This is a genomic window from Gammaproteobacteria bacterium, assembly GCA_016705365.1.
In the GTDB taxonomy this organism is placed as follows: Bacteria; Pseudomonadota; Gammaproteobacteria; order Pseudomonadales; family UBA5518; genus UBA5518.
In genome coordinates this window covers 93549-107209 of record JADIYI010000009.1, presented here as the reverse complement: position 1 = coordinate 107209, position 13661 = coordinate 93549, and the positions used below count along the sequence as shown (strand labels likewise).

The 13661-nt window shown below is 63.9% G+C and carries 11 protein-coding genes; 7 read left to right on the top strand and 4 right to left on the bottom strand.

The annotated features are described in order from the left end of the window. Positions 1 to 171 precede the first annotated feature (171 nt). Positions 172 to 933, top strand: coding sequence for an SDR family oxidoreductase (locus IPF49_18645; GenBank protein ID MBK6289608.1), 762 nt, complete (start codon positions 172 to 174; stop codon positions 931 to 933). 28 nt (positions 934 to 961) lie between these two features. Beyond that, a complete protein-coding gene (locus IPF49_18640) occupies positions 962 to 3244 on the top strand; it encodes an arylsulfatase (protein ID MBK6289607.1) in 2283 nt (760 codons plus the stop codon). Positions 3245 to 3272: 28 nt separating this feature from the next. Here IPF49_18640 and IPF49_18635 read toward each other — a convergent pair whose 3' ends face one another. Further along, complete coding sequence (locus IPF49_18635; protein MBK6289606.1) at positions 3273 to 4019, bottom strand: glucose 1-dehydrogenase; 747 nt, start codon at positions 4017 to 4019, stop codon at positions 3273 to 3275. A 172-nt stretch (positions 4020 to 4191) separates the two neighbouring features. Here IPF49_18635 and IPF49_18630 point away from each other — a divergent pair, with 172 nt between their 5' ends. Both IPF49_18630 and IPF49_18625 read left to right on the top strand, forming a co-directional pair. Beyond that, positions 4192 to 5064 (top strand): SDR family NAD(P)-dependent oxidoreductase, encoded by an 873-nt coding sequence (locus IPF49_18630; protein ID MBK6289605.1) that lies wholly within the window; start codon positions 4192 to 4194, stop codon positions 5062 to 5064. Further along, on the top strand, positions 5061 to 6293 hold the full coding sequence (locus IPF49_18625) for an NADH:flavin oxidoreductase (GenBank protein MBK6289604.1): 1233 nt from the start codon (positions 5061 to 5063) through the stop codon (positions 6291 to 6293). The genes IPF49_18630 and IPF49_18625 overlap by 4 nt, the downstream gene beginning before the upstream one ends. A gap of 81 nt (positions 6294 to 6374) precedes the next feature. On the opposite strand, the gene IPF49_18620 is transcribed toward IPF49_18625, so the two are convergent. The 3 genes from IPF49_18620 to IPF49_18610 are packed head-to-tail and all read right to left on the bottom strand — an operon-like array spanning position 6375 to position 9780. Then, a complete protein-coding gene (locus IPF49_18620) occupies positions 6375 to 8018 on the bottom strand; it encodes an acyl-CoA synthetase (GenBank protein MBK6289603.1) in 1644 nt (547 codons plus the stop codon). Next, positions 8015 to 9316 carry an O-acetylhomoserine aminocarboxypropyltransferase/cysteine synthase gene (locus tag IPF49_18615; protein ID MBK6289602.1) on the bottom strand — a complete coding sequence of 434 codons (1302 nt, stop codon included), beginning with the start codon at positions 9314 to 9316 and terminating at the stop codon, positions 8015 to 8017. Before IPF49_18615 ends, IPF49_18620 begins: the two co-directional genes overlap by 4 nt. Positions 9317 to 9318: 2 nt before the next feature. After that, entirely contained in the window at positions 9319 to 9780 is a 462-nt protein-coding gene (locus IPF49_18610) for a CoA-binding protein (GenBank protein MBK6289601.1), read from the bottom strand. Positions 9781 to 9975: 195 nt separating this feature from the next. Between IPF49_18610 and IPF49_18605 the strand changes: the two genes are divergently transcribed. The 3 genes from IPF49_18605 (at position 9976) to IPF49_18595 (ending at position 13654) form a co-directional block, all read left to right on the top strand. Further along, on the top strand, positions 9976 to 10446 hold the full coding sequence (locus tag IPF49_18605; GenBank protein MBK6289600.1) for a (2Fe-2S)-binding protein: 471 nt from the start codon (positions 9976 to 9978) through the stop codon (positions 10444 to 10446). Between the two features lie 113 nt (positions 10447 to 10559). Continuing rightward, a complete protein-coding gene (locus IPF49_18600; GenBank protein ID MBK6289599.1) occupies positions 10560 to 12794 on the top strand; it encodes a xanthine dehydrogenase family protein molybdopterin-binding subunit in 2235 nt (744 codons plus the stop codon). Next, the gene (locus tag IPF49_18595; GenBank protein ID MBK6289598.1) at positions 12791 to 13654 is read left to right on the top strand and encodes a xanthine dehydrogenase family protein subunit M; all 864 of its coding nucleotides are present in this window, start codon (positions 12791 to 12793) and stop codon (positions 13652 to 13654) included. Before IPF49_18600 ends, IPF49_18595 begins: the two co-directional genes overlap by 4 nt. Positions 13655 to 13661 lie beyond the last annotated feature (7 nt).

Here is a 13661-nt window from a genome sequence, read left to right as displayed (position 1 = left end):
CGATAAGCAATTTCGGCAACTCGCGGGCCATTGGTCCGGGTTGCCGGCGAACCGTTTTGACGGCGACTTTGACCGCTCGTGTTCTTTCAATTGCCTTCCGGGCGGTGCAAGATGGCGCCACCACCGGGCGGTTGTCCGGGCACCACCAACGCGAGGAAAGGAGCGGAAAACATGGGTATCTATGCCATGACGGGCGGCGCCACCGGAATCGGCGCCGCAATCAAGCAGCGGCTGCGCGGGGCAGGGCACACGGTCATCGTGGCCGACGTGAAGGATGCCGACGTGATCGCCGACCTGGGAACCCGGGCGGGCCGCGAATCGGCGATCGAGGGTATTCGCAGCCGCGCGGGTGCCGGGCTCGATGGCATTGTTGCCTGTGCCGGCCTCGGTGGTCATGTGCCGGATCGGGCACTGGTGGCGAGCGTGAACTATTTCGGTGCGGTGGATGTGGTCGAGGGGCTGAAAGACCTGGTCGCGGCGCACAAGGGTGCGGTGGTGCTGATTTCGTCGAATTCCGCACCGATGCCAACCAGCGAGGAGTTTGTGAATCGCCTGCTCGAGGGCAACGAGGAAGCGGCCCGGGCACTGGCCAATGGAATGCAAGGTCATCCGGTCTACAGCGGATCCAAGTTGGCGCTGGCCCGCTGGATGCGCCGCAATACCCCCGGTTATGCCGCTCTCGGTGTGCGTCTGAATGCGGTCGCACCCGGTTATACCGAGACGCCGATGACCGAGCAGGTGGCGAAGGATCCCGCCATGGGTGATGCCATTCGGGCGTTCCTCGCCAGCATCCCGCTGCGTCGCCCCGGCAAGCCCGACGATATCGCGGCGGCGGTGAGCTACCTGCTCGGTCCGGAAGCCTCGTTCGTGTGTGGGTCGGTGCTATTCGTCGACGGCGGGCATGATGCGATGCTGCGCCCGGACCAGTTCTGATATTTGTCACGCATCGGAGGTGGCGCCCATGAGTCATGCACGGTATCGGACATGGCGGATCGGACTGGCCCTGCTGCTGTTGGCAAATGCGTGGATGTGCGCGGCACAGTCCGCGGAGATTGCGCCGCCGGAAATCGCGGTGCTGCGGGCGCCGCAGGGCGCGCCCAATGTGCTCGTGGTATTGCTCGATGATGTGGGTTTCGGCGCCGCGAGCACCTTTGGCGGGCCGATCGATACCCCGGCTCTCGAAGCGCTGGCCAACGCGGGTTTGCGCTACAACCGCTTTCATACCACCGCGATCTGCTCGCCGACGCGGGCCTCGTTGCTGACCGGTCGCGATGCGCATGTCACCGGTGTGGGCACGGTCATGAATGTCGCCAACAGTTACCCCGGTTATACCGGTGTGCTGAAAAAAGAAACCGCGACCATCGCCCGTATCCTGCGCGGCAACGGTTACAACACCGCGGCCTTCGGCAAATGGCATCTCGCACCGGACTGGGAGATATCGTCCAGCGGCCCCTTCGATCATTGGCCGACCGGCGTGGGCTTCGAGAAATTCTATGGTTTTCTCGGTGGCGAAACCGATCAGTTCGAGCCCACGCTCTACGAGGGCACGACACCGGTGCTGCGTCCGGCCGGCCCGGATTACCATCTGAGCGAAGACCTGGCGACGCAGGCGGTACGCTGGCTGCGGCTGCAGCATGCGGTGACGCCAGACAAGCCGTTTTTTCTGTATTTCGCGCCCGGCGCCACGCACGCGCCGCACCAGGTACCTGCCGCGTGGATCGAACCTTATCGCGGCAAGTTCGATGCCGGCTGGGATGCCATGCGTGACGCCATTTTCGCGCGCCAGAAGGCACAAGGTGTGATTCCGCCCGACGCGCTGCTGACGCCGCGACCGGATCTGCTGCCAGCGTGGGAGCAACTGGGTGCCGACGAGCGCGCCGTGGCGGCACGCATGATGGAAGTCTACGCGGGCTTCCTGGCGCACACCGATGCGCAGGTCGGCCGGCTGGTGCAGGCGCTGAAAGACGCGGGCCAATTCGATGACACGCTGATTTTCTGTATCGTGGGTGATAACGGCGGCAGCGGGGAGGGCGGATTGCTCGGCGCCGTGAACTACATGGGCACGCTGCAGGGCCTGCCGGAGCCGGTCGCACGCAAGCTTTCCCGTATCGATGATTTCGGCGGACCGGACAGTTACCTCAACTACCCGGCCGGCTGGGCCTGGGCGATGAGCACGCCGTTTCAGTGGATGAAGCAGTTCGCCTCGCATCTCGGGGGTACGCGCAACCCGATGGTGGTCAGCTGGCCCGCTGGCATCCGCGAGCATGGCGGGCTGCGCAGCCAGTTCGGACACGTCAACGATATCGTGCCGACGATCCTGGAAGCCGCGCATATCAAGGCGCCGGCGAGTGTCGACGGGGTCACGCAGTTGCCGATGGACGGGACGAGCCTGGTCGCAAGTTTCTCCAGCGCGGATGCACCGGAGAAACATCGCACGCAGTACTTCGAGGTCTTCGGCAATCGCGCGATCTACCACGATGGCTGGATGGCCTCGGCCTTTCATGGCGGCTTGCCATGGACCGTCGGGCTGCGCGATCAGGGACGCGATTTTTCCGCGGACCCGTGGGAGCTGTACCACCTGGACGAGGATTTCAGCCAGGCCCGGGACCTCGCCGCGCAGCAGCCAGCCAAGCTCGCGGCGTTGCGCAAACTGTTCGACACCGAAGCGGCCCGGGTGGGTATCCTGCCGTTACGCGATGCCTCCGGTACGCGCACGCCGATGCCGAGTCTCAATGCGGATCGTACCCGGTTCCGTTACTATCCCGGCGCAATCGGTATCCCGGAGAAAGAGGCTCCGCCGATCCTCAACCGTTCCTGGAGCCTGTTTGCGGAGCTGGAACTTCCGACAAGCCGCGCGCATGGCGTGATCGCGACCGAGGGCGGCAGGGGTGCGGGCTGGTCGCTGTATCTCGATGCCGAGGGCAAGCCGGTGTTCGAGTACCGGGTGTTCGAGGTGAGCCGCGTGCGCATCGATGCGCACCAGCCGCTGAGCGCCGGCATGCATCGTTTGCAGGTCGACTTCGATTACGCTGGCGAGGGCTACGCCAAGGGCGGCACGCTGCGTCTGCTGGTCGACGGGCAGGAGCAGGGTACTGCCCGTCTGCCGGCTACACCCCCGGCGTTCTTCTCGATAGATGAAACCTTTGGTGTCGGCATGGATACCGGTTCGCCGGCCGGTGCTTATCCCTTCGGTTATCCGCTGACCGAAGGGGTGCTGGGCGCGGTGGAAATCGAGTTGCGGTGAACGGCGCCGACGATATCGGTCACGGCGTTCACCAGGTCGCACGACCACCATCGATGAAATGATCCGCGCCGGTGATATAGGCGCTTTCATCGGAGGCGAGAAACACCAGCAGTCGCGAGACCTCGTCCTTGCGCCCGGAGCGGCGCAGCGGTATCGCCTGCAGCAGTGCCGCATCGGGTGCCTCGCCGCTGTGCATGCCGGTGCCCTCGATCGCGCCGGGCAGCACCGCGTTCACGCGTATCCCGTCGGGGCCGAGATCGTGCGCGGCCGAGCGCGTCAGGCCGCGGATCGCCCATTTCGACATGCCGTAGATGCTGTGCCACGGAATGCCCCGCGCGCCGGCCAGCGATGACAGGTTGATGATCGAGCCGCCACCGGCTTCGCGCATCATCGGTGCGATCCGGCTGATGCCGAGCCAGCAGCCGAAGACATTGATGTCGAGCAGCTTGCGCACCCGCTCGGGCTGCGCCTCGTCGACGGCCCCGATGAAATAGATCGCGGCGTTGTTGATCAGGATGTTGGCTGGTCCGAAGTGCGCACGGGTCTGCTCCAGCACCCGGTCCCAGTCCTCGGCCTTGCTCACGTCCTGGCGCAGGAACAGTGCGCACTCGCCGAGTTCGGTGGCAAGTGCGCGACCGCTGGCCTCTTCCAGGTCGGTGAGCACCACGCGCGCACCCTCGGCCACGAATACGCGTGCATGCTCGGCGCCCATGCCCTGCGCCGCGCCGGTGATGATGGCAATTTTTCCCCGCAGTCGTTGCGAACCCTGATCCATGAAGATGCTCCCGCGTGTTGCGCTACCCCGAACACCGCGATTATTGCAGTTTGTTGCCCGCGGCGGGATACCCCCCCCATGGTTGGTGCAATGCCGTGGGCTTGCAAGCGCGGGCCGCAATCGTGCTATGTTCGCCCCCGACTCCAACCGAGAGTAAAGGAGAACAACAACGATGGACAGGCAGCTGCAAGCCTTCGGCGGCGGTGTCGCGGTGATCACCGGTGCGGGCTCGGGAATTGGCGAGGGGCTGGCGCGGCATGCCGCGACGCTCGGCATGAAAGTGGTGCTGGCCGATATCTCGCTGGCGCGTATCGAGGCGGTGGCGGCGGAGATCCGTGGCGGCGGTGCCGAGACGCTGACGGTGGAGACGGATGTGTGCGATCCGGCGGCGCTGGATCGCCTGGCCGCGAGCGTGCATGAGCACTGGGGCGATGTGCGACTGCTGGTGAACAACGCCGGCATCGAGACCCTCGGGTTCAGCTGGGAGTTGTCCGCGGCGGATTGGGAGCGCACGCTTGGCGTCAACATTCACGGCGTGATACACGGAGTGAGGGCGTTTGCGCCACGCATGATCGCCAGCGGCAAACCGGCCTATATCGCCAATGTGTCCTCGATCGGTGGTCTCGGCATGATGCCGCTGCAGACTTCTTATATATTGAGCAAGCACGCGGTGCTGTCCTACAGCGAATGCCTCAGTATGGAAATGCAACTCATCAACAGCGCGGTGCGGGTCTCGGCGATTCTGCCGGGGCTGGTTGCGACACGTATTTTCGATGACGCGAAGAGTAGTCCGGCGGATATGGCCGTGCAGCACCGCGGGCTGATGCATGGCATGCTGCAGGATGCCGGCATCAGTCCGCGCGAAGCCGCTTCAAGGATCCTCACTCAGATCGCGGATGGTGAATTCTGGGTATCGACCCACCCGGAGATGACCGCTGAATTCGCGCGCAATCGGGCGGCACACCTCAGCGGCCTGCAACGGCCGCAAGTGACACCGGAACTGTTGGCAATACTCGGCAAAGTTGATGGAGGGGCAAATACATGAGCACGACTTCCGAATTGTTCGAACCCGTACAGATCGGGCCGTTGCGGCTGCGCAACCGCTTCATCAAATCCGGCGCCAACGAGGCGATGTGCCTGGATGGCGCCCCGACCCGCGCGCTGGTCCGCCACCATGGTGATCTCGCGCGCGGCGGTGTCGCGCTGACCACGGTCGCCTACGCCGCGGTGAGCGAGGTCGGTCGCACCCTGCCAAACCAGATCTGGATGCGCCCGCAGATCCTGCCCGATCTGCGGGCGCTGACCGATGCGGTGCATGCCGAGGGCGCCGCGATCTCGGCGCAGATTACCCATGGCGGCTCCTTCGTGACCGGCATGAAGGTCAAGGGGGCGCTGATGAGTTCGGTGAGCGGACTCAACAAGGGCGGATTGCTGGCCGGCAACTGGCGTCGGCGCGCGATGAACCAGGCGGACATGGACCAGGTGCGCAACGAATTCGTGGCGGCCGCAAGACTTGCGCGCGAGGCGGGTTTCGACGCCCTTGAGCTGCATATGGGGCACGGTTATCTGTTGAACCAGTTCATCTCGCCGCTCGATAACCGACGTCGCGACGAGTACGGCGGCAGCCCCGCGAACCGGGTGCGCTTTCCAGCCAGCGTACTGGCCGCGGTCAAGGACGCGGTGGGCAAGGACATGGCGATCATCGCCAAGATCAACGTGGCCGATGGCGTGCCTGGCGGCGCCACCGCCGATGACGGTTGCGTGACGGCCGCGGCGCTGGAAGCGGCCGGCGCCGATTTGCTGGTGCTCTCGGGCGGGCGCAATGTCGAATCCGTATGGTTCATGTTCGGCAGCGCGATGAACATGGAGGAGATGGGCAAGGTGGTGAAGGGCAGCCCGTTGACGCGCCTCGCACTGAAAGCAGGCTCCATGGGGACCCCGGCTGATCTCGCGTTTCACGAGCTGTATCTGCTCGAGCATTCGCGCAGGATTCGCGCGGCGGTGAAGATGCCGCTGGCCTATCTCGGTGGTGTGAAATCGATGGACGCCGCCGAAACCGCGCTTGCCGAGGGCTTCGAGTGCGTGGTGATGGCGCGGGCGCTGATTCACGATACCGCGCTGGTCAACAAGTTTCGCAGCGGTGAGCTGGATCGCTCGGGCTGCACCAGCTGCAATCGCTGCGTGGCCTATATCTACGATCCCGCGGGCACCCGCTGCGTGGAAAATCCGCCCAATGACCTTGCCCTGAACCAGCAGCGTGCGGCGGTGCAATGATTGTCAATTCCCGGGGAGGCTCGCAATGAGCAAGGTAATGATTCGCGGCGGCACGGTGGTCGATGGCATCGGTGCGCCGGCCTACAGATCCGATGTGCGGGCCCGCTCGCGCAGCGCGAACTTCTGGATCTTGCCGGTCGCCGTCTTGGGAATTTCCTCGAAGCGGATGTCGCGCGGAATCTTGTAGCCGGCCAGCAGTTCGCGGCAGTGGCTCAACAGTTCATCGACGCTGACGCTCGTGCCGGGCTTCAGTTCGACGAAAGCGAGCGGCGTCTCGCCCCATTTCGGGTGCGCATGCGCCACCACCGCGCAGGCCATTACCGCGGGATGACGGTACAGCGCGTCCTCGACTTCGAGCGAACTGATGTTTTCGCCGCCGGAGATGATGATGTCCTTGCTGCGATCCTTGATGCGCACATAACGATCGGCTTCCATCACCGCGAGATCGCCGGTGTGAAACCAGCCGCCGGCAAACGATTTTTCGGTGACACTCGGGTTCTTCAGGTAACCCTTCATCACGATATTGCCGCGAAACATGATTTCACCCATGGTTTCGCCGTCGGCAGGGGTGGCGAGCATGGTTTGCGGATCCAGCACCGTCATGCCTTCCTCGAGCGCGTAACGCACGCCCTGGCGCTGGTTGAGGCGGGTCTGCTCGGACAGGCTTTCGCGGTCCCAGCTTTCGCGCTTGACCGCGACGGTTGCCGGTCCGTAGACCTCGGTCAGGCCATAGGTGTGGGTGAGATCGATACCGATCTTCTTCATGCCGTCGATCATCGCCGCCGGTGGTGCGGCACCCGCGACCATTGCCCGCACCGGCCCAATGATGCCGGCACGTTCGGCGGCGGGTGCCGCGATCAACAGGTTGTGCACGATCGGTGCGGCGCAGTAGTGATCGGCGCGGTGTTCACGCATGGCCTTGAAAATGGCCCTGGCCTCGACCCGCCGCAGACAGATATGGGTACCGCCCTGCAACGCGACGGTCCATGGAAAGCACCAGCCGTTGCAATGAAACATCGGCAGGGTCCACAGGTAGCGCGGAAACTGCGGCATGCTCCAGGTGAGGGCATTGCTGACCGCGTTGAGATAAGCCCCGCGATGATGGGTGACCACGCCCTTGGGCTCACCCGTGGTGCCGGAGGTGTATGACACCGCGATTGCATCCCATTCGTCGCGCGGTCCCTCCAACGTCGGCACGGGATCGTGTGCCGCCAGCAGCGCCTCGTATTCATGGGCGCCGAGGCGCTCGCCCGCGCCCGTGTACTCGCTGTCGCAGACATCGATCACCACCGGCGTGCGACCGTGTTCGGATTGCAGCAGCGCCAGCGCCTCGCCGATGACGGGCGCGAATTCGCGATCACTGAGCAATACGGCGGTTTCGCAATGGTTCATCTGCCAGGCGAGCAGCCGGGCATCGAGGCGGGTATTCAATGCGTTGAGCACCGCGTTCAGCGCCGGCACCGCATAGTGGGCCTCGATCATTTCCGGCGTATTGGCCAGCATCGCGCTGACCGTGCTGCCACGGCCCACGCCGAGCGCACGCAGCGCGGCAGCGAGCCGTGCCGATCGCGCGCGGGTCTCGGCCCAGTCGTAGCGACGCTGGCCGTGGATCACCGCCGGCAGATCGGCGAATACCTCGGCGCTGCGCTCCACGAAACTCACCGGTGACAGCGCGACGAAATTCGCCGCGCATTTGTCCAGATCCTGCTCGTAGATCGTGCTCATGCGTTTGCCCTGTCCAATGCCTGGTCGATGTCCCAGAGTATGTCGTCGATATGTTCGAGGCCCACCGATATGCGCACCATGTCGGGCAGCACGCCGGCGGCGCGCTGCTGCGCATCGTCGAGCTGGCGATGGGTGGTGGAGGCCGGGTGGATGATCAGCGTGCGGGTATCGCCGATATTGGCGAGATGGCTCATGAACTGCGCCGCCTCGATGAATCTGACACCCGCCGCCAGGCCACCCCTCACGCCGAAGGCGAGCAGGCCGGAACCGCCGGGCAGGCCATCGACCTGGCGCATCTGCCTGCCGAGCAGGGCGTGTTGGGGGTGACCGGGCAGACCCGGAAAGTTGACCCAGTCCACCCGCGGATCGGCGGCCAGAAAACGCGCCACCGCGAGCGCGTTGCGGCAATGACGCTCCATGCGCAGGCCCAGCGTCTCGACGCCCTGGAGTATCTGCCAGGCACTGTTTGGCGAGAGAGTGGCGCCGAACACCCGCAGCGTTTCCATGCGCGCGCGCATGGTGCAGGCGAAATCGCCGAAGGTCTCGAAAAACTTTACCCCGTGGTAACCCGGCGAAGGCTCGGTCATGCCGGGAAACTTGCCGTTGTCCCAGGGGAACTTGCCGCTCTCGACCATCACGCCGCCGAGCGTGGTGCCGTGGCCCGCAAGGTACTTGGTGGCCGAATGCACCACGATATCGGCGCCGAGACGGATCGGGTTGCACAGAAACGGGGAAGGCACGGTGTTGTCGATCAGCAGCGGCACACCGTGGGCATGCGCGACTTCGGCGACCGCTGCGATGTCGAGCACCGCGAGGCTCGGATTGCCGAGGCTCTCGGCGAATACCGCGCGGGTGTTCGGCTGCATCGCGGCGGCGAATGCCTCGGGTCGGGTGGCATCGACGAAGGTGGTGGTGATACCGAACCTGGCGAGGTTGACCGCGAGCATCGACACCGTGCCGCCATAGAGTGCGCCGGCCGCGACCACGTGATCGCCCTGCGCGAGCAGGGTCATCAGGGCCATCGCCTCGGAGGCCATGCCGCTGGCGCTCGCAATCGCGGCGCGCCCGCCCTCGAGCGCCGCCACGCGCTCCTCCAGCGCCGCGACGGTGGGGTTCGACAGCCGCGTATAGATATTGCCGAAGGTCTGCAGGTTGAACAGGCTGGCGGCGTGATCGGCGCTGTCGAACACGAAACTGGTGGTCTGGTAGATCGGCAGCGCGCGCGCCCCGGTTTCCTTGTCGGGTACCTGGCCGGCGTGGATCGCCAGGGTTTCGGGCTGGAATACGTGATCGCTCATGTTCAGGCCCTCCGTGTTGCCGAGATCACCCCGGTGTTCACCCCGAGCCAGTGCAGGCCGCCGAATACCCGCGCATGCTCGATCTTCACGCAGCGATCCATCACCGAGTCGAGACCGGCGGCGCGCACCCGTGCGTCGGCCTCCTCATTGATCACGCCGATCTGCTGCCACAGGCACTTCGCGCCGATCGCGATCGCGCTCTCGGCGATCGGCGGCACATCGGCGCTGCGCCGGAACACATCGACGATATCGACCGCCTGCGGAATATCCTCGAGACAACCATAGCAACGCTCCCCCAGCACTTCCTCGTAGCGGGGATTGACCGGGATCACGCGATAGCCGTGCTGCTGCATGTACTTGGCCGCGAAATAGCTCGGCCGATGCCACTCGGCGGACAGCCCGACCACCGCGATGGTGCGAGCGCTGCCGAGGATTCGGCGCAGCGTGGCGATATCTTCGGACATCGAAACCTCCGGGCGTGGTCTGGATCGCGGCAAGAATAAACAGGCTACCCAGCGAAAGCCAATCCTGACAAGATGCGGTGGAAAGCAGCGGAGCAGCTCCCGCCTCCGGCAATATCGACGCACTGCGTGAACTGCTGGCGGGATTCTGCCAATCCGGGCTCTCAACGTTGCGCAACCTTCATCGGATTACTGATCATGAAAATTTCATTCCGGGTCAATGGCAAGGCGGTCAGCGCCGAGATAGAGCCGCGCACACTGCTCGTGCATTTTTTGCGTGAGCAACTGCGTCTCACCGGCACCCATATCGGATGCGATACCAGCCAGTGCGGCGCCTGCACGGTGCATCTGGATGGCAAAGCCATCAAGAGTTGCTCACTGTTGGCGGTACAAGCCAACGGCTGTGACATCACCACCATTGAAGGTCTGGCAAAAAATGGCGAGATGCAGGCATTGCAGAAATCTTTTCAGCAGCACCATGCCCTGCAGTGCGGCTTCTGTACCCCGGGTATGGTGATGTCCGCGCAGGAGCTGATCGAAAAGAAAGGCAATCCCGGTGACCAGGAGATTCGTGAAGCCATCGAAGGCAATCGCTGTCGCTGTACCGGTTACCAGCATATCGTCGACGCCATCCGCAGTGTTTGCCAGACACGGAGCCCGGCGCAGTGAGCATCTCGTCACCGCAAGCCGAACCCCTGATCGGACAACGCATCAAGCGCAGTGAGGATCCGCGGCTGCTCACCGGCCACGGCAGCTATGTTGACGACATCCAGCTCGACAACATGCTGCACCTGGATATTCTGCGCAGCCCCTATGCGCATGCCACCATAAAGGCCATCGATGCGAGTGCCGCTCTGACCCTGTCCGGTGTACAAGCCGTTTACACCGGCAGGGAATTGGCGGCGTTTCTGCCGCCGGTGCCCAGTGGCGGCGGAATGGAGGGCTTCAATGCGCCCGAACATCACACCCTGGCGATCGATCGCGTGCGCTTTGTCGGTGAGGGGGTCGTCGCCGTGCTCGCCAGCGACCGCTATATCGCGCGCGACGCCCGGGAGCTGATTCGTGTCGATTATCAGCCGCTGGCAGCGGTAGCCGACCCTGACAAGGCATTACAGGAAGACGCCCCCGTACTGCACGATTTCATCGGCAACAATGTCGGCTACCGGATGTCGTTGGGAAATGAAACCGATGCCGCTCTCGAGCGATCCGAGCTGCTCATTCGGCAGCGCCTGGTAAATCAGCGGGTGATCCCGAACGCCATGGAAACGCGCGGCGTGGTGGCTCAATACCGGCACTGGGAACAGCAGCTGACGGTCTGGCTCTCCACCCAGGCGCCACATTTGATGCGCCGCGAATTTTCCCGCTTTCTCGATTTTCCGGAACACCGGCTGCGCGTGATCGCGCCGGACGTGGGTGGTGCTTTCGGCGCCAAGAACAATGCCTATCCGGAGGAATTGCTGGCGGCGGCGCTGGCATTGAAACTGGGCTGTGCGGTGAAATGGATCGAGGAGCGCCAGGAGCACATGCTGGTGACCAGCCATGCCCGCGCCCAGACTGTTGACCTGACTGCCGGGGTGGATCGTGATGGCAGGATCAACGCCCTGCACTTCAAGCTCACGGCCGATATGGGCGCCTATTATCACGCCATTACTCCGGTGGGGGCGATGATGACGGCGATGCTGATGACCGGCGCCTACCGCATCCCCCACGCCAAGGCCGATATCGTCAGCGTCTTCACCAACACCACACCCACCGACCCCTACCGGGGCTTCGGTCGCGCCGAGGCGGCTTACTTCATCGAACGAACCATGGATCTGATCGCGCGGGAACTGGCGCTGGACCCGGTGCAACTGCGGCGACGGAATTTTATTCAGCCCGAGCAGTTTCCCTTTGCCACGCCATCGGGTCATGTGCATGAGAGCGGTGCGTACGAGCTGTGCCTGCAACGGGCACTGGCAAAGCTCGATTACGCCAAGATGCGCCGGGAGCAACAGCTGTTACGGGAGCAGGGGCGTTATCTGGGCATTGGCATTGCCACCCACGTCTGGCGTGCAGGATTTCCTTCGGTGCCGGGCGGTCGGGGATATGTGGTCGGCGGCTGGGAGAAAGCCATCGTCAGTGTCGATCCCGGCGGCAAGGTGCGGGTGGTGATCGGTACTTCACCCCACGGCCAGGGCATTGTCACCACGACGGCCCAGATTGTGGCGGATACGCTGGGTGTGCCACTGACGGACATCGCGGTGCTGCACAGTGATACGGACAAGGTCGCCCAGGGCAACGGTACCATGGGCAGCCGCTCACTGGTGGTGGGAGGCAGTGCCGTGCTGCAGGCCGCACAGAAAGTGAGGGACCAGGCGCTGCGCCTTGCGGCGCATATGCTGCGGCTCGAGCCGGCTCGGTTGACGCTGGTGGCCGGGAGATTCCGCTGCATCGATGATCCCGCCATCAATATTTCATTTGCCGATGTCGCCAACCGTTCCTTTGCCGGTCCCGTTGATTTGCCGCCGGGGATGGCGTCCTGTCTGGAGGCCGCGGTCATTTTCGAGGCGTCCAACTTCGTCAGCTGCTTCGGCACCCATATCTGCGTCGCGGAAGTCGAGGCCGATACCGCCCGGGTCAAACTGCTGCGCTATATCGCGGTCGATGATGCGGGCAGGCTCATCAATCCCGACATCGTCGAAGGCCAGCTGCATGGCGGCATCGTTCAGGGAATTGGACAGGCGCTGATGGAAGAGGCGGTCTACGACGAGATGGCACAACCACTGAGCTCGTCCTTTCTCGATTACGCCATACCGAGAGCCATCGACTTGCCGCTGATCGAGGTGGAAATCACCGAAACACCCTCGACGGTCAATCCCCTCGGGGCGCGCGGTATCGGCGAGGCAGGTACGGTGGGCGCGCCGCCAGCCGTGGTAAATGCCGTGGTGGATGCGCTGGCCCCTTTTGGGGTCAAACACCTGGATATGCCACTCACCCCGAACAAACTGTGGCGGGCAATGCAGCAGGGAAAATCATGATACCGGCCAGATTCGAATATGCAGCTCCCGCGACCGTGGCCGATGCGTGCCGGCTGTTGGCGACGACACCCGGCGCCAAGGTGCTCGCGGGTGGCATGAGCCTGATCCCGGCGCTCAAACCGCGTCTCAGCCAACCGTCCCTGGTGGTGGATATAGGCCGTATCGCGCAATTGAGCGGTGTCAGTAAAAGCTGGGGGAAGCTGCATATCGGTTCGTGCACCACGCACGCCGAGTTGATCGATCACCCCGACCTGGTCGACTTCCCTGCCTTTACCGATACCGCCCGTGTGATTGGAGATCCCCAGGTGCGCAACCGGGGCACTATCGGCGGCTCACTGGCCTATGCCGATCCCGCTGCCGACTGGCCGGCCCTGTTCCTGGCACTGGAAGGAGAAGCCGGGCTGGTGGGTGCCAGGGGAAAACGAAAAGTGAAAGCCGAGAATTTTTTCCTGCGCATGCTGAGCAGTGACATCGGTGCAGACGAGCTGCTGACGGAAATCATTATCCCTGCGCAGGCCAAACGCAGCGGTGCGGCCTACTGCAAATTGCGCCACCAGGCCTCGGGACTGGCGGTAGTGGGAGTCGCGGCCCGGTTGACGATGGATCGCAGGGGGCGGATCAGCAACGCGACGCTGGGCGTCACTGGCGTCAATATCATTCCGTTTCGCGCCCACAGTATCGAGTCGCTGCTGGTCGGCGTTGAGCCCGGCCGCGAATTGTTTGAACGCATCTGCGGCGATATTGCGGAGGCCGATCCGATGGAAGACCGTCTTGTGCCGCCCGATTACCGCCGCCAGTTGCTCAAGGTGCAGGCGCTGAAGGCGTTGGAAGCCGCGGTGGCGCGGTCAAAATCAAACTAGAAGTTGG

Bases quoted from the DNA above. Each gene is read 5' to 3' on its own strand.
- IPF49_18610 (MBK6289601.1), bottom strand. From the start codon at position 9,780: ATGTCCGAAGATATCGCCACGCTGCGCCGAATCCTCGGCAGCGCTCGC.
- IPF49_18625 (MBK6289604.1), top strand. From the start codon at position 5,061: ATGAGCACGACTTCCGAATTGTTCGAACCCGTACAGATCGGGCCGTTG.
- IPF49_18645 (MBK6289608.1), top strand. From the start codon at position 172: ATGGGTATCTATGCCATGACGGGCGGCGCCACCGGAATCGGCGCCGCA.
- IPF49_18630 (MBK6289605.1), top strand. From the start codon at position 4,192: ATGGACAGGCAGCTGCAAGCCTTCGGCGGCGGTGTCGCGGTGATCACC.
- IPF49_18640 (MBK6289607.1), top strand. From the start codon at position 962: ATGAGTCATGCACGGTATCGGACATGGCGGATCGGACTGGCCCTGCTG.
- IPF49_18635 (MBK6289606.1), bottom strand. From the start codon at position 4,019: ATGGATCAGGGTTCGCAACGACTGCGGGGAAAAATTGCCATCATCACC.
- IPF49_18615 (MBK6289602.1), bottom strand. From the start codon at position 9,316: ATGAGCGATCACGTATTCCAGCCCGAAACCCTGGCGATCCACGCCGGC.
- IPF49_18600 (MBK6289599.1), top strand. From the start codon at position 10,560: ATGCTGCACCTGGATATTCTGCGCAGCCCCTATGCGCATGCCACCATA.
- IPF49_18620 (MBK6289603.1), bottom strand. From the start codon at position 8,018: ATGAGCACGATCTACGAGCAGGATCTGGACAAATGCGCGGCGAATTTC.
- IPF49_18595 (MBK6289598.1), top strand. From the start codon at position 12,791: ATGATACCGGCCAGATTCGAATATGCAGCTCCCGCGACCGTGGCCGAT.
- IPF49_18605 (MBK6289600.1), top strand. From the start codon at position 9,976: ATGAAAATTTCATTCCGGGTCAATGGCAAGGCGGTCAGCGCCGAGATA.